The sequence below is a fragment of the Xanthomonas sp. D-109 genome, assembly GCF_017746095.1.
GTDB classification, from domain to species: domain Bacteria; phylum Pseudomonadota; class Gammaproteobacteria; order Xanthomonadales; family Xanthomonadaceae; genus Xanthomonas_A; species Xanthomonas_A sacchari.
Genome location: NZ_JAGHWV010000014.1, coordinates 315758 through 330608, shown reverse-complemented (window position 1 = coordinate 330608; position 14851 = coordinate 315758). Strand labels below are relative to the sequence as shown.

14 protein-coding genes are annotated in these 14851 nt (G+C 66.2%); 8 read left to right on the top strand and 6 right to left on the bottom strand.

Annotated features, from left to right (window positions below; all coding sequences use genetic code 11):
* Window positions 1-179 precede the first annotated feature (179 nt).
* Window positions 180-1823, top strand: coding sequence for a S41 family peptidase (locus tag J7357_RS15895; protein WP_209247920.1), 1644 nt, complete (start codon window positions 180-182; stop codon window positions 1821-1823).
* A gap of 208 nt (window positions 1824-2031) precedes the next feature.
* On the opposite strand, the gene J7357_RS15890 is transcribed toward J7357_RS15895, so the two are convergent.
* A complete protein-coding gene (locus J7357_RS15890; RefSeq protein WP_209247918.1) occupies window positions 2032-2823 on the bottom strand; it encodes a hypothetical protein in 792 nt (263 codons plus the stop codon).
* Window positions 2824-3030: 207 nt separating this feature from the next.
* Between J7357_RS15890 and J7357_RS15885 the strand changes: the two genes are divergently transcribed.
* The 4 genes from J7357_RS15885 to J7357_RS15870 all read left to right on the top strand — a co-directional run bounded on the left by J7357_RS15885 (window position 3031) and on the right by J7357_RS15870 (window position 5745).
* Window positions 3031-3528 (top strand): hypothetical protein, encoded by a 498-nt coding sequence (locus J7357_RS15885; protein WP_244667569.1) that lies wholly within the window; start codon window positions 3031-3033, stop codon window positions 3526-3528.
* Between the two features lie 232 nt (window positions 3529-3760).
* Window positions 3761-4273 (top strand): hypothetical protein, encoded by a 513-nt coding sequence (locus J7357_RS15880; protein ID WP_209247916.1) that lies wholly within the window; start codon window positions 3761-3763, stop codon window positions 4271-4273.
* A gap of 90 nt (window positions 4274-4363) precedes the next feature.
* Complete coding sequence (locus J7357_RS21405; RefSeq protein WP_244667568.1) at window positions 4364-4843, top strand: hypothetical protein; 480 nt, start codon at window positions 4364-4366, stop codon at window positions 4841-4843.
* 122 nt (window positions 4844-4965) lie between these two features.
* Window positions 4966-5745 carry an SPFH domain-containing protein gene (locus J7357_RS15870; RefSeq protein ID WP_017907998.1) on the top strand — a complete coding sequence of 260 codons (780 nt, stop codon included), beginning with the start codon at window positions 4966-4968 and terminating at the stop codon, window positions 5743-5745.
* An 84-nt stretch (window positions 5746-5829) separates the two neighbouring features.
* Here the strand turns inward: J7357_RS15870 and J7357_RS15865 are convergent, their stop codons facing one another.
* Window positions 5830-8307: a YwqG family protein gene (locus J7357_RS15865; RefSeq protein ID WP_209247914.1), complete on the bottom strand. Its 2478-nt coding sequence runs from the start codon at window positions 8305-8307 to the stop codon at window positions 5830-5832.
* A gap of 97 nt (window positions 8308-8404) precedes the next feature.
* Window positions 8405-8740: a hypothetical protein gene (locus J7357_RS15860; protein WP_209247912.1), complete on the bottom strand. Its 336-nt coding sequence runs from the start codon at window positions 8738-8740 to the stop codon at window positions 8405-8407.
* 321 nt (window positions 8741-9061) lie between these two features.
* Between J7357_RS15860 and J7357_RS15855 the strand changes: the two genes are divergently transcribed.
* Window positions 9062-9982 carry a hypothetical protein gene (locus tag J7357_RS15855; RefSeq protein ID WP_209247910.1) on the top strand — a complete coding sequence of 307 codons (921 nt, stop codon included), beginning with the start codon at window positions 9062-9064 and terminating at the stop codon, window positions 9980-9982.
* A gap of 178 nt (window positions 9983-10160) precedes the next feature.
* On the opposite strand, the gene J7357_RS15850 is transcribed toward J7357_RS15855, so the two are convergent.
* Window positions 10161-11132, bottom strand: coding sequence for an alpha/beta hydrolase-fold protein (locus tag J7357_RS15850; RefSeq protein WP_209247908.1), 972 nt, complete (start codon window positions 11130-11132; stop codon window positions 10161-10163).
* Between the two features lie 113 nt (window positions 11133-11245).
* On the opposite strand from J7357_RS15850, the gene J7357_RS15845 reads away from it, so the two are divergent.
* Window positions 11246-12214, top strand: a complete 969-nt coding sequence (locus J7357_RS15845; RefSeq protein ID WP_209247906.1) for a polysaccharide deacetylase family protein — start codon at window positions 11246-11248, stop codon at window positions 12212-12214.
* Between the two features lie 113 nt (window positions 12215-12327).
* Here J7357_RS15845 and J7357_RS15840 read toward each other — a convergent pair whose 3' ends face one another.
* Window positions 12328-12873, bottom strand: coding sequence for an RNA 2'-phosphotransferase (locus J7357_RS15840; RefSeq protein ID WP_209247904.1), 546 nt, complete (start codon window positions 12871-12873; stop codon window positions 12328-12330).
* 318 nt (window positions 12874-13191) lie between these two features.
* Here J7357_RS15840 and J7357_RS15835 point away from each other — a divergent pair, with 318 nt between their 5' ends.
* Window positions 13192-13392 carry a hypothetical protein gene (locus J7357_RS15835; RefSeq protein WP_209247902.1) on the top strand — a complete coding sequence of 67 codons (201 nt, stop codon included), beginning with the start codon at window positions 13192-13194 and terminating at the stop codon, window positions 13390-13392.
* A gap of 39 nt (window positions 13393-13431) precedes the next feature.
* Here J7357_RS15835 and J7357_RS15830 read toward each other — a convergent pair whose 3' ends face one another.
* Complete coding sequence (locus tag J7357_RS15830; RefSeq protein ID WP_209247901.1) at window positions 13432-14742, bottom strand: acetamidase/formamidase family protein; 1311 nt, start codon at window positions 14740-14742, stop codon at window positions 13432-13434.
* Between the last annotated feature and the right edge of the window lie 109 nt (window positions 14743-14851).

The following is a 14851-nucleotide window of genomic DNA, read 5'->3' as shown; positions in this document are numbered from 1 at the left end:
TGACAGACGCTCAATCAACGGCTCGTTAGCGGTGTGTTCGATACTTCAGCTTTGTAGATGACCTTGGCGCGCAAGGAGCTTCGATGAGATTTCCGGTATGGGCTGTCTGGGTGTTCTGCCTTTCGTTGGCGCAGTGGGCGAGCGCCGCTGAAGATCCGGCTCTACAGGCCTATGCGCATGTGACCGAATTCCGCGACCGTGCCAGTCAGCTCACCGAACACGGGGCGACGAGCTCGCCCGACGATCTTCAGCGCGCACGCGACGCATTGCTCGAAGGTCTGCGCTATCTGGACGATCCCCATGTGCTGGCGTTGGCCGAGGGCAGCAAGACGCTGCGGTTCCGCCGCCTCAACCTGCTGGGCGATCTGGTACGGGTGCAGGTGTGGCTCGGCGACCGCGACGCGGCGGTGGCGGCCTGGCGCGCCCTGGACGCGATGTCCTGGCATGAGGGGCTGATCGACTTCGTGGTGGACAAGGATCCGGCCACGGCGGCGTTGCTGGACGACCCGCGCCTGGCCGAGGTCCGGCGCCACGAAGCGCTGGCGGTCCGCGATGCCACGGCGCCCTCGATTGCGGTGCCTTACGCCGTGCAGCTGACCGAAGCCCAGCGCGTGGCCGGGTTGTCGCAGGTGTGGATGGCCGTGCGCGATCGCTTCGTCTGGTTCGACCACGTGCCCGACCTGGACTGGGACCGCCTGTATCTGGAGACGTTGCCACTGGTCCAGCGCGCGGCGGATACCGACGCCTACTACCGTGTGCTGGCGCGGTTCCTGGCGCAGTTGCACGATGGACACACCGGGATCCTGCCGCCCAAGGAACTGGAGGACCATTGGTATGCCCGTCCCGGGCTGCGGACGGCTTGGCTGGACGGGGAGGTGGTGGTGACCTCGGTCAGTGATGCCGCGCTGCGCCGCCAAGGGGTGGCACGCGGTGACCGCATCCTCGCGGTCGACGGCGAGCCGGTGGAGCAGTACGCGCAGCGGGTGGTGCGTCCGCAGCTCAGCAGCCCCACCCCGCAAGACCTGCAGCTGCGCATGTATACCTACGCCTTGCTGGCCGGCGATGCCGCCACGCCGGTGCGGCTGTCGGTGGAGCATGCCGACGGGCGCCGCAGCGAGGTGCATGCCGCCCGCAGCGGCTACACCGCGGTGAAGGTGCCGGAGGCGCCGCTGCTGCGCATTCGCCGCGATGGCGTGGCGGTGCTGCGCGTGCCGCAGTTGGAGAACGATGCCAGCCTGCAGGCACTCAAGCAGGCACTGCCGCGCGTGCGTGCCGCGCGCGGACTGATCCTGGACCTGCGCGGCAATGGTGGCGGCAACACGTGGTTCGGCTTGCAGATCCTGCGCTACGTCGCCGCGGTGCCGCTGCCATCGCTGCGCTCTGTCGAGCGCGACAACGGCTCGTCGCTGGCGCAGGCGCGCGGGGCCAGGTTGATCGAGTGGCGGCCGGTGCAGCAAGAGCCGGTGGCACCCGAGCCGAACGCCTATTCCGGCCCGGTGGCGATGCTGGTGGATGCGGGCACGTTCTCCGCCGGCGAGGACACGGCGGCGGTATTCCGGCTGATGCGGCGCGGCCCATTGGTAGGACAGGCGACCGGCGGGAGCACCGGCCAACCGCTACTGCTGGCCCTGCCCGGCGGCGGTTCGGCGCGGATCTGCGTCAAACGCGACAGCTACCCCGACGGCACCGATTTCGTCGGCGTCGGCGTGCTGCCGGACATCGTGGCCGCACCGACCCGCACCGACCTACGCGACGGCAAGGACCCCGTGCTCGAACGCGCGGTGGCGGCGCTGGGCCAGCAGTGGCCATCGACGTCGCGCTGATACGGGATGCGCGGCGTGCGGTGCGGTGGCACGTCTGCGCCATCGCACTGGCTACGGCGCTTTTGCTGTTGCCTGCCTGCACCTCGATCGAGGTGCCACCTGCCAACTTGATTGCCAAAGAGGGCGCGTCCGAATCCGTCAATGTGGTCGCTGGCGGCGGCGTGGTGCCCTCATTCCCTTCTGTCCTGACACTCCCTCGCGTTGGGGACTACTTCTTCGTTGCGCCTTTGCGGCACAAGCCGATGTTGGTTCTCGCTGCGCGCACGATGGCCAGGTAGCGGTCCGCCAGCACTGGCGTCCATCCTTCCACGGCCGCGTCGTCGTCCTTGGCGGCGTCCTCCGCATACTTGTCGAGTGTGGAAAGGCACTGCGCATACAAGCCATTTTTGTACTGGGTGACGGCCAGATCGTTACGAATGGCGCCTTCGTCTTCCCATTCCAGTGTCGGCAGGCAACTCGGCACGACTGGCGACAAGGTAGCGAGCGCCGCCTTGTAGTCTTTCGCATCATAGAGACGCTTGAAGGTCGTCCGTGTGCGGTCCAGCGCGTCTCGGCCACAGCCATCCTTGACCCGCAGGTAGGGCGCCTCGAAATCCCCGTTGTAGCCGCAGAACGTCTTGCATTCGGTGGGCGTGGCAGCCGCTACGTCAATGCCCTGCGGCGTACTGGCGAACTTCACCTGGCAGGTGGGTTGGCCCTTGTTCCCCTTGGCGACGCCGGTGTGTCCCTCTATCGCGCCATGCAGTTCGCACACGTCTTCCCCCGTGGTGCTTTCCAGGGAGAAGGTCAATGTGCCGTTTTGCTGCTTGATCAGCAGGCGACCCCATCCCTTGTCGGTGATGTACTCGCCCGGCGGAGGAGTGCTGTCGGACACAACATGCGGCGCCGCCAAGGCGGGCTGTTCCTTGCGCGCTCCCGGCTTCGGGGCAGCGTCCGGTGGTTGTGCCGAACAGGCGGCGGTGGACAGCGTGGCGATCGCAGCGCAGACCAGCCAGGTCATCTTCAGGAGGTGTTTTGGCCATATCTTTTCGCCGATCCTGTTTTCCCTGCTGATCTTTAATGGTCGATGCGGCCATGCGTCAAGTCGGTGCGCAGATGCGCGCGCTGGCCTGCGGCTGGATATCTGGCGGGAGGTCGGTGGAACGCCGGGAGACCGATTGCTATCTTCCCTGCTTACGAGCCGCAGGCCATGTACAAGGGGTGACCGATGATGAAGCAGCACCGACGCGGGCGGCGCTTGTCGCTGGTCGCGCGAGTTGTGGCGATGGGGTTGATGACCTCGTGTGCGGGTTCCGCTTACGCAAGCAAGTCCACCACATTCTCCGGCGAGTGGGGTTATGCCAAGAGATGCGACTTGGGCCATTACGTGGGCCTGCATCTGCAGCAGCATGGCGATCGCGTCACCGGAGATTGGAGCGAAGGAACCAACGCGCACGGCCATGATGGGCAGTTGCAGGGGGAAGTACGCGGGGGCACGTTGTATATCCGCTATTGCAGTGAAGATGGAGGAAAAAGCTACGCCGCATGTCCCGCGTTCTCAGGACCAGAAGATCGGTTCCGGCTACAAAATGGACTGCTTGTTCGCTATCAGAAGTACGGTTCCGGTTATCGGCGCGACGTTGCGCTTCACCCGAGTGTCGCAGGGAAGGATGTGCCTTTCGATCAAGAATGCATGGATCAAGACGATGGGCTCGACCAGCCCTGACAATTCCTTGCGCCCGAAGCAAGCAACGTCCCTGTGCTAGCGTGAGAGTGCAGCTCCCCGCTTCCATGAAGTAAGCATCGAGATGAATTTCATGGCGAAATCGAAGCAAGCGCTTTGCATGGTCTTCGTCGCCTCGACGTTGCAACTGACAGCATGCCAGCCCGAATCGGCTCAATCAGTGGCGTCCACCTAGACGCTCCATCGCAAGGAGGCGCCTGCAGCGAGGACGACCGTGCCGCTGGTCAGGAAGCTCAGTCCGCAACTCCTGTCTGATGCCATCACGCTCGATTTCTCTGTTCCGCCCCAGGAGGATGATCCCGAGCCGCCGATCTTCATCGGATTGCGGGTCGCTGCTGCAGATGGGGAGGCTGCAGCGGCCAAGGTCGATCGCCTACGCGATGCCGGCGTGACCGCTCAGTTGCACCTCTATCGATTGACAGAGGCAGGCGAGCAACCGGTGGTATTGCAGCGGAGCGAAGAAATAGGGCGTACCGAGTATCGAGTCGTGGCCTTGGGCCGCGATGGGCATGTGCCACGTATCTTCGCGACAGATGCGGACGTCACAACGATGGAAGCCGCGGGGTTGATTGCTCCGAATGTCACCTACCGCGAATTGGACATGGCTTTTATACGGGATACGCCGCCCGGCCAATACCGGGTGTCCGTCCGCTTCGAGGGTAACGTCGGTGCCTTGGAGGAGGCCGGATCGGAACTGTTGATCGCCTTCACGAGGAAGGCGAAATAGGAGCGCGCCTGACGATGGCCCATGGCAGGTTAGGCTTTGGCTAGTTGGAAGGGCAATTTCACAGATGACAGATCGACTAAGGCGGGAAGAATGACGGAAGTGCGATGGTGGCTGATCGCGGCCTTCCTGTGTGGGGGCATTAATGTTTCTGCTGCCCGCGCCGTCGAAGTAGATCGGGGTGATCTACTTTGCAGCCAAGCCAGCGATTGGACTGATGGAGCGTTGGTGGGTGCAAAGCAGATGACCCCGATGGTCGTGGAAAGTGATGCAGGCCGTACCTATCATTTCGATCTGGACGGAAGCGCCGGACTGCAGACGCTGGACGCTAGCTGCGGATGGGGGAGCTACGCAGAGTGCGTCTTCACTGCTCGCCGGTCTGACGGCGGCACTTACCAGTTCTCGGACCTCTCGAGCTTCGGCCTATGGAGAACGACGGATGGTCTTTACCTGGTGTACCGCATCGTGTCTCCCAGGGCAAAGACGGATGCCCGCAAGCGCCGCATACTGAAGTTGGATGATCCGCCGAGAGAGGTTTGCAACCAGATTGGCGACTATTCGAATCTTATGTAGGTCCATGGGCGGCCTATCTGCCTATGCCCGAGTAGATGCCTCGTCCGCCGTGATGCGCTAGCATCCCCCGCACACGACGGCGCGTGGCGCCGTCCTTCAGGGGGACATCGATGAAACATTCCATGCTGGCCGCCGCCGTGGCGGCCTTGCTGTGCGGCTGTACCGTGGTCTCGCCCGATCCGGGGCAGCAGGCGGTGCTGGTGGACAAGCCGCTGCTGTTCGGCAAGGGCGGCATCCGCCTGGACGACGTGCGCGATCCCGGCCGCACCTACACGTGGATGACGACGTCGGCGGTGTACGTGGACACCACGCCGCAGACGGTGCAGGTGGCCTTCGACGACTTCTCGTCCAGCGACAACATCCTGTTGGACTTCTCCACGCAGATCCAATACCGGATCACCGCGCCAGCGCGGCTGCTGTCCGGCTTCGGCCAGGACTGGTTCAAGAACAACGTCGCCAGCCAGTACGCGGCGATCGTGCGCGACCAGGTGAAGCGCTACGACATGACGCGGATGATGAGCGACCCGGACAGTGCACGGAAGATCGACGAGGCGGTGACCGAGAACGTGCGCGCCCTGGTCAAGGAGCAGGGCCTGCCGATCCAGATCCAGAACATCACCCTCGGCCGCGCCCGCCCCAATCCCGACGTGCTGCAGCAGATGAACCTGACCGCGGCGCAGCAGCAGCGGGTCAAGACCCTGGTGGAAGCCACCACCGCCGAGCGCCAGCGCGAGCAGGAGCAGGTGGCCAAGGCCGATGCGGACAACGCCTACCGCAACCGCATGGGCCTGACCCCGGAGCAGTACCTGGCCAGCCAGATCGCCGAGATCAATGCCGAGGCCTGTGCCAAGGCGCAGGCGTGCTACATGGTGCCGTCGGGAACGTCAGTGATCGCCAAGTAGGGCTGGTCGCGCCGCTGTCGCGCTGCCCTCCAATGGGCTGGTCGTGACCGGCCCGGCCCTGGCCGATCTACAGCGGCGTGGCGTCTAGCTGCTCTCCAGCCCGCAGTACACGTTGGAGAAGTCCTGCTTGGCGAGGTCGCTCTTGTGGATCACGAAATACACCTCGCCCGCGTCCCAGAAGCAGAAGCCGGGGTGCGGGTCGGAGGCCACCCGCAGCAGCACCATGAAGTCCTCGGGCCGCCCGCGCAGGCGATGCGCGGCTTCGCTCAGCGGGGTGTCGTGCTGCTTGAACACATGGCTGTTCACCCCATGCACCGGCTGCACGCCGGCCTGGGCGGCAAGCCGATCGCGCAGCGCGTCCACCAGCGCGTCGGCATCCTCCAGCGCTTCCATGCGCTCGAGATCCTGGTAATAGTCCTGGTCGGCATAGAAGTGCGGCACGCTGATGCACGCGGCAGCGTTGCTGCGGTAGGGCCGGGTGTCGTCTTCCATGCCATCGATCTGCGCCCCGTCGTGGACGAGCTCGGCTGCCGTCTGCAGCGCGTCGCGCGGACCGTCGTAGTGGAGAACCCGTGGCACCAGGCTTTCCTGGTCGGAGATGAAGAAGTACAGCACGCCGGTCCGCGGCAGGTAGCGCTGCAAGGGGGCAAGCTGCGCGCAGTCCAGTTGCGCGATGAACTGCATGGGCCGGGTGCCGCCGTCGACCTGGGGATGCTGTGGATACGGGATGCCCGGCGGCAGGTCGGGCAGGCCGCCGAAGCGGGTGTTGCCGCGTTGCTGGTAGTCGTCCGGTGCGTCGGTGGCCAGTGCCACCGCATGCCAGGCCAGCGCCTGCATGCTTGCACGGTAGGGCGCCCACTGCGCATCGCTGTCCAGTGCCTGTTCCAGTTGCGCGGCCAGCATGGGGTCGTTGTGCGCGAAGAACGCCGCATCGTCGAAGGCGATGGTGCCGTGGCCGTCGGCGCCCTGGTAGCGATAGTCGAGCAACGCATGCTTCTTCGGCAGTTCCAGCTCCAACTGCGCAATCCGCTCCAGCCCGGCCGGCAGCGTGGTCAACGGGTTGCCGGTGAGATCCAGCCGCTCCAGCGCCGGCAAGGCCGCCACGCTTGCGGGCACGGTCTGCAGCCGGTTGCGCGCCAGCGAGAGCACCTTGAGCGTGGGCGGGCAGGGCAGGTCCGGTAGCTGCGCGAGGGCGTTGTTGTCCAGCACGCAATGCACCCGCGGCAGCGACAACAGCTGCGGCGGCAGCGTGCGCAGGCCGGTGCCGGTGATATGCAGGCGCTGCAAACGGCGCAGTTTGGCGAGGGTGGGCGGCAGTTGCGCGAGTGCGCTGGCGCGCACGATCGTCAGCTCCTGCAGATGTGCCAGGCCGGCCAGCGTGTCCGGCAGTTCCCGCAAGCCACTGGCGGCGATGGTCTCGTCGTCGTAATAGAGACTGAGCGAGCGCAGCGCCGAACAGGCGTGCAGCGCGTCAGGCAACGTGGGCTGGGCCAGGTTGGTCAGATGCACGTGATGCGGCACGTCCGGTGGGGCGCTGGACAGCTCCTGTAGCGAGGTGAAGCGGTAGTGCGACCAGTCCAGCGAAGTGGTTGCCAGCGCGCGGGCGATGCGCACGGGATAGCGGGGGCCTGCGCCGCCATCGGCCTGCAGGTAGCCGCTGAAGCCAACCCAGCCCTGCTCCAGCACCAGCTCGCCCCAGAGTTTCAGGTCGTCAAGCAGGCCACCGGACCAGAGATAGGCGGCGTGGGCCGGTTCGCGGTCGTTTTCGAAGCGGATGCGCCCGGTCGGTACGCCGGCCCGGTAGACGCCCTTCACCGAGAAGCGGAAGTACACCTCGGCCGCGTCCACCAGGTGCGGGCGGGCAGCGGCGTCGGCCTTGCGTGCACGGGCGCGCAGTTCGATGGTCAATTCGGCGCCGGTATTGCCGGCGGCGGGAATGCTGGCCTTGGTGGCGCGGCCGAAGGCGAACGCGAGATCGTCGATCTGGAAGACATCACGGCCGTCGTCCGGAATGCGGAACGGCTCCGCGGGCGTGGTAGCAGGGGCGGGAGGCGCATCGTCCTGGTCCTCCTGCTCTTCGTCGTCGCCGAACATGTCCCGCAGCCAGGCTTCGTGCGCGGCCAGCGCGGCGGCCGGATCGCCGATCACGCGCAGGCGACGCAGCGCGGCCTCCAGCACCGGGACGTGCTCGGCCTCGGTGCCGGCCGGGCAGTCGCCGGCGATGTCGAGGTACAGCGAATCGTCCAGCGGCACGATCGCGAACAGATAGGTATAGCCGTTGCCCTGCACGGTCATCTGCAGTGCCGGGCGGCCGTCGATTTCCAGTGCCTGTTCTGCCAGGACGGCGACATCGCCGCGCCGTGTCAGGCACTCGCTGCGGAACTCTGTCCAGGGATTGGCATCTGGATCGAGCCGTGTCTTGCGCCGCCCGATCACGACACCGAGTGTCACCTCGTCGTCGGGGATCGGATACGCCGCCTTGATGGACTGGCCGATCCGCCGCACGTTGGTGAAGCGGTCGGACAGGTCGATGGAGAGGGCATCGGTCTGGACGTGGCGCATGGCGTGACATGAGATGCGGGAGATGGCCGCAGCTTATCCCGCTCGCCCGATCGGATCATTGCGTTAGCGTGAAGGCTGGCTGTTTCGGTGAGGGGCGCTACACGCGCAAGATCGCCGAGTGCCACGCAGCTGGCATGCGCGAATGGTTGGGCCCGTCGGGGTTGTTCCAGGCCAGGCGCACGCTGTGGAGCGCGCTGGTCAGGCGCGGATGCGGGCGCGGCACGTCGCCGCCATCGCGCGGGTCGTAAACAGGATCAGGTTCGAGGCAGAGAAACGGGGTGGTGCACCGCCTGCAGAACATGCGTCCCAGCAGGAACAGGCCGTTCCCGATGACCGGTCCTGTGCCGCCCATCCACCGTGTCTGCCTGAAGGCGAATGCCAGCATCATCGACGCCGACACGATCCTGAAAAAGGACAAGATCCACAACAGCACGATGATGGGATCGTGCTGCCGCCTTCGCAGACTTCGACCCTGTCCCCTGCTTGCGCAGCGAGCGTGTGTCACGTGTGGAGCACGGTGGAGTCGTGTCCTGCATATGTGATGTTTCCGGGAGGGGCGCTGATCCGGGTCGTAGGGTGCGACCGGAGGTGTCTCAGCGAAGGCGAGCGCCGACACAGATTCCCTTGCCTGAATCTGCGATCTTGCATAACGTCGGGGCATCCCTGCGGCATCGGCCACGTAGACGACCTGCGCTGGCGGTGTTGCAGCTCGCTGTGCCAGAGTGACGTGGGCAGCGGATTGGGAGATGGAGAGATGGAGTGCGCCGATGGCGTTACAGGGTCGCGCCCGCCAGCGACCCGCCTGTTTGCCCTGCTGGCCCGCGATGCCCGCACCGGCGTGATCTTCCGCCGCGGGCCGAGCAAGCAGGTGCAGTTGATCCACTGGGATCTGCGCGACGACACCTTCGTGCACGGCCAGTGGTTCAAGGGCCGCATCTACGAGCGGCGCTGCGATCTGTCGCCGTCGGGGCGGCTGCTGGTGTACTTCGCCTCCAAGCAGCGCGGCGACTTCGGCACCTGGACCGCGCTGTCGCGGCCGCCGTTCTTCACTGCGCTGGCGCTGTGGCCGAAGGGAGACTGCTGGGGCGGTGGCGGGATGTTCGAGGACGAGCGGACGTTGTTGTTGAACCATCGGCCACGCGATGGCCGCGACTGCTTTCCGATGCCCACCGGCTTCCAGTTGCCGCACCATCTGCAGGTGCGGCCGTTCGGTGAGTATTCGGGGCGCGGCGAAGACGAGCCGATCGACGGCGTGTTGCGCGAACGCGATGGCTGGCAGTTGCACGATGACGGCGAAGGCGAACGTGGCGGACTGCGCAGCGACACATTGTTCCGCTTCAGCCGCCCGCGCGTGCGCGAGAAACTCGGCGCCAATGGCCGTCGCCTGCAGTCGTTGCTGCATGCGGTCGGCCAGGAAAACCATGCGTGGTATGGCCTGGATCACCGTGTGCTGGACCGCGACGGCACCGTGCTGGTCGACCTGCCGGGCAGCGACTGGGCCGACTGGGACGGCGGCGACCTGGTGTTCGCGCGCGAGGGCAGCCTCTATCGTCTGCGCAAGAGCGACGTCCGCGAAGTGGCGCAGCGGGGTGAGCATGCCTTCCAGTTGCTGCACGATTTCAGCGGCGCGCGCTTCGCGCCACTGGCGCCGACAGCGGATGCGCTGAAGTATTGAGCGGCCGTTGCGCGGCGGCTTCAGTAAACCTCTACGACCAACGCGTCGCTGAATGGAGGTTCGCCTTCAGGAAGCCTGTAATAGCGGCCGGCGCGCACCTGTAGGAGCGGCTTCAGCCGCGACAACGCCATCCGTGGAGATGCGGCATCCGCCCAGCCAGCGGCATGGGCGCCACCCCTCACTGCGGCGAAACACCGAGCAGGAACTTCAAGCCATGGGTAAGCCCGCGCGGCGCGACGCTCAGGTGATCCTCGTCGGCGAGCACGTCCAGTTGCACGCGCAGCGACGGGTAGTGCCGCCCGCGCAAGGCCTGCACCATCTGCTGCGCATCGGTCACCATGTCATAGTGCTTGCCGTAGCGGCGCTGTTCGTACTCGCCGACATACATGTAGACCTGCGCCGGCAGGTCGCGGTGACGGGAGGCGAAGCGCGCTTCCTCGGCGCGCATGGCATGTGCGCCGAACCAGTACGACGGACTGCCCAGGATGTAGCCGGAAAATAGCTCGGGTGTGCTCAGCAGGATCTGCGTGCCGAGCAGGCCGCCGTAGGAGTGACCAAGGAACAGGCGCCGCGCTTCATCGGTGCGATAGCGTTGCGCGACGAAGGGCAGCACCTGATCGCGTAGGTAGGTGATATAGGCGCCGGCACGTCCGTGGGTAGCTTCAGCCGATGCGGCGCCGCCGTCCTCGGTGGTGGGCGTGTAGTCGCGGCGTCGGCTCGGCATCGGCGCATCGCCGAGCGCATACGACAAGCCGACCAGGATGAAGTCGTCGATGGCCGGCCCTTCGCCGTTCAAGCGCCGCGCAATCTGCCGCGCCACCGGAAACGCATAGTCGGCATCGGTGGCATACAGCACCGGGTAACGCCGCTCGGGGTGGTCCGCATAGCCGGCAGGCAGCGCCACGAACACCTGGTAGGTGCGGCCGGACACGGGATCGGGAACATCCCACACCTCGGTCCCGGCCAGTTCGTAAGGCGCGCCGCTGCCGCGCTGACCACCGAGCTGCGTCGTCACCGTGCGTGCCGGAGGTGGCACCGCCGGTTGCGTGGTGGCCTCCTTCGTTGCCGCCGCTGCCGCGGGTGCCTGCGCCGCGTTCGTGCACCCGGCGAGCAGCAGGCACGTCCAGGCCAGCCAAAGTGATTTCCTCATTCCGTCTTTTCCTGATGTTGTGTCGCCGCGCGGGTGCGGATCTTGCACATGGTGCCATGTCGGCGGTGGCGATCATCCGTATAGACTGGCGTCCCAACTCCCAGGGACGTTCAATGAAACTGCTTCGCTGCCTGTTGCTGCCGGCCCTGCTGTGCATTGCTGGGCTCGCCCAGGCCCAGGACGACACGCGCCGCATCGCGGTGACCATCGATGACCTGCCGTGGCAGCGCATCGAGCAGACGCCGCCGGTGCAATTGCCGGCGCTGCAGGCGCAGTTGATGGCCTCGCTGCGACAGGCGCAGGTGCCCATCGTCGGCTTCGTCAACGAGGACAAGCTGGAGCAGGATGGACAGGTGCAGCCGCAACGCGTGGCGATGCTGCGCGACTGGCTGGATGCCGGCTATGCGCTGGGCAACCACACCTATGGCCACTTGAACCTGCACCAGGTGGGCGTGCCGGCGTACGAGGACGCGATCGTGCGCGGCGAGCGCACGTTGCGGCCGTTGCTGGCCGAGCGTGGCCAGTCGTTGCAGTGGTTCCGTCATCCGTATCTGGCCACCGGCCGCAGCGTCGCCGACCGCGAGGCGGTCAACGGCTTCCTGGCCGCGCATGGCTACCGCATCGCGCCGGTCACCGTGGACAGCGGCGAGTGGGTGTGGGCGTTCGCCTACGCGCATGTGCTGGACGAGCCGCCCGGCCCGGCGCGCGATGCCATGCTGCTGCGCCTGCGCAAGGGCTATGTGCCGTACATGCTCAACAAGCTGGACTTCTTCGAGCGCGAATCGCAGGCGCTGTTCGGCCGCCGCATCCCGCAGGTGTGGCTGATGCACGCCAACGCGCTCAACGCTGCCGCCTTCCCCGAGCTGGTCGCGGCCACGCGCCGCCGCGGCTATGCCTTCATCGGCCTGGACGAGGCGCTGCGCGATCCGGCCTACACCCACGCTGAGGGCTACACCGGCCCTGGCGGGATCAGCTGGCTGCACCGCTGGGCGATGGCCGAGGGCAAGCCGAGGGACTTCTATGCCGGCGAACCCGTGGTGCCGCGCTGGGTGTTCGCGTTGGCTGGGGTGGATTCGGAGTAATGCAGGAATCGTCTCGTAGCGCAGGCCAAATCGGAGCAAAGGATTATGAGTCCCTGAGTGTCCTGCCTAGTCGCACACGCGGTATGGTCGCCGAAGCGAGATAGCCATAGGAACTAGATTTCCGAGAAAAATCTGCTCGGGACTGATTGTGTGAGCCAGACGCCATTGTCCGCCTGAAAGAAGGCAAAGCCCTGCTGGTGCATCCGCAGGGCTTCGACTTTCAGGACAACCGGCTTGCCATGACGTTGCCCGACCGTGGTCGCGGTCGCGATGTCTTGCGACAGGTGCACATGATGCCGTTGGCCCGCGCGCAAGCCTTCTGCCAGGATCGCGTCCAGAAACCGTGTGGCGGTGCCGTGGTAGAGGAACTCCGGCGGCACTTTGGCGTCGTACTGGATGGCGACGCTATCGGTCGAATGGCCCTGTACGGCACGAATGCGCCTGCCATCTTCCGAGAGCGCAAAACGTTTCTTGTCGCTGCTGTCCACCACGGCGCGAATGAGGTCTGCGTCGAGCGTCCTGCCGCTTTGCGCAGCACCTGCGATCAATGCATCGACCTCTGCCCAGCCTTCGCTGTCGAGGGTAATGCCAGCGGCCTGTGGCTCGTGGCGAAGCACAAAGCTGAGGAACTTGCTGATGCCTGTGTGTTGCTTGCTCATATGAAGTTCTAGTTGCTAAACAATTCGATCATCGCTCGGCATTGCCGATGACGGCTTCATCGGTCAGTTGACTGTCAATGCTGGAGTTGCGGCAGTGTAGGCCCGAATTGGCGCGATGCAATCGTCAGTGTCTGGGGTGCGGGGATTGCCAATCAAGCCGGTATCTGGCGAGTTCAATGTAATGACGCAGGAGGTATCTCACCTCCGCCGGTAAGATGTTGGACGGCTAAGTGTCGGCACAGCCGACCGCTGGCACCTTCACCCTCCACGCACGCATGGCCGGATCACGATGGCATATCTTCGCTCACCGTGACGCCCATGCCTTCGTCCAAGACGCCCCCGTGGAAGAAGCCGAATCCGCGCGGTCAGCGCAGCCAGCCGTTGTCGGCGTCGCAGAAGGAAGCGGCGAAACAACGGGCAGAAGAGAACGGCCGTCCGTATCCAAACCTGGTCGACAACATGTGGGCCGCGCGGCTGCCACGCGACGCCTCGTCCTCCAGCACGGCCAAGTCGAAGTAGGGCCGAACGGGTGAGGCGGATCGCCGCGCCTGAGCAGACCTAGCGCGCGGCCGGCGTTGTGTCGGGGCGATCCGTCGCTAGCGCCGATATCGGCTGCAAGGTGCGCAGCACCGTCTTGTCAATGCTGGCGGCCACGCCGACGCTGCGTCCGGCCAGATTGGCCACGCGATAGCGGGCCGCGACACCCAGCACTTGGGTGGCCTGCGCCAGCGACAGGCCGTAGTCCTGCTGCAGCCAGCGCAGCAGGCCGGAAGTGGCCAGGCGCAGCGCGTCGTCGCTGGAACCGGCCTGGCCGAGCACGGCGATCTGCTCGGGCGATTCCACGCGCGGCATCGCGATCGGATGGCGCTTTACCAGCTCGACGCGGAACTCGACGTCCAGCGAGGTCTCCAGTGCCCACTGGGTGGTCTCGCCGTCGCCCTGCACGGCATGGCCATCGCCCAGATACAGCAGCGCGCCGGGCTGCTGCACGGGCAGGTACACCGTGCTGCCCGCCACCACCGCGTTGAAGTCCATATTGCCGCCGCCGACGCCGGTGTCGCCCGTGGAGAGAGCCGCGCTGCCGAATCCCGGCGCCACCGCCAGTCCGCCGAGCATCGGCCGCACCGGTATGGCGAAGGTGCGCATCGGCCCGTCGGCATCGAGTGGGCGGGCCGTCCCGGCGTCGCGATCCAGGTGCCAGCGCACATGCTTGCCGAGGCCGGCCGCCTGCGTCGCCATGTACGGCGTCTGCAGGCGACCGACCAGGCCGTCGAGGCTGTCGGCGGTGTCGCGGTTGAGCCGCAGCGCGACCAGGTGCACGGCGAGCATGTCGCCCGGTTCGGCGCCGACGACGAAGAACGGGCCGACCTGCGGATTGCCGTACAGGGCGCGGGTCTCGCCATCGGCATCCACGCCGCCGGAGTCCAGGGTCTGGGTGCGCACGCTGTCGCCCGGCCACAGCACCAGCGCCGGTGCCCGGTCGGCGCTGAAGGTGTTGGCGTAGTCGCGGGGTACGAAGACATGCGTCTGCGCCGCGGCGCTCGTGCGTGCCGGCACGCGCCAGGCATCGAAGGCATGCGTGGCGCGCACATCGGCGGCATTGGGATCGGGACGCGTGCTGCGGCCGTGCATGCGCGCGCCGTCCACGCGTCCGTCGAAGCGGGACAGGCGGCCGTCGGCGCCGGTGGCGGTGAACGCGATCGCCTTGCCGTTGCGGGTGCCCTGGATCGGGTCGGCATCCAGCCGTCCCTGCAGCCGGTCGCCGTGCGCATCCAGCTCCAGCGTCTGGTACAGCCGGTTGCCCCACAGATCGGTCGCCACGATCCACTGTTCGCCGGCCCAGGCCGGGGCCGCCGTCAGCAGGGCCAAGCCCAATGTGGCTGCCCATCGCGTGTTGCGTCCGCGCATCGGTGCTCTCCTTCCTGCTTGACTACAAATGTAGTCAAGTGGCGCCATGTCCGGACCTGTCGGAAGTCAT

Coding starts and splice junctions, on each gene's coding strand:
- J7357_RS15870 (WP_017907998.1), top strand. CDS start 4,966: ATGCTGGCCGCCGCCGTGGCGGCCTTGCTGTGCGGCTGTACCGTGGTC.
- J7357_RS15885 (WP_244667569.1), top strand. CDS start 3,031: ATGATGAAGCAGCACCGACGCGGGCGGCGCTTGTCGCTGGTCGCGCGA.
- J7357_RS15855 (WP_209247910.1), top strand. CDS start 9,062: ATGGAGTGCGCCGATGGCGTTACAGGGTCGCGCCCGCCAGCGACCCGC.
- J7357_RS15865 (WP_209247914.1), bottom strand. CDS start 8,307: ATGCGCCACGTCCAGACCGATGCCCTCTCCATCGACCTGTCCGACCGC.
- J7357_RS15845 (WP_209247906.1), top strand. CDS start 11,246: ATGAAACTGCTTCGCTGCCTGTTGCTGCCGGCCCTGCTGTGCATTGCT.
- J7357_RS15890 (WP_209247918.1), bottom strand. CDS start 2,823: ATGACCTGGCTGGTCTGCGCTGCGATCGCCACGCTGTCCACCGCCGCC.
- J7357_RS15835 (WP_209247902.1), top strand. CDS start 13,192: ATGCCTTCGTCCAAGACGCCCCCGTGGAAGAAGCCGAATCCGCGCGGT.
- J7357_RS15840 (WP_209247904.1), bottom strand. CDS start 12,873: ATGAGCAAGCAACACACAGGCATCAGCAAGTTCCTCAGCTTTGTGCTT.
- J7357_RS15850 (WP_209247908.1), bottom strand. CDS start 11,132: ATGAGGAAATCACTTTGGCTGGCCTGGACGTGCCTGCTGCTCGCCGGG.
- J7357_RS21405 (WP_244667568.1), top strand. CDS start 4,364: ATGACGGAAGTGCGATGGTGGCTGATCGCGGCCTTCCTGTGTGGGGGC.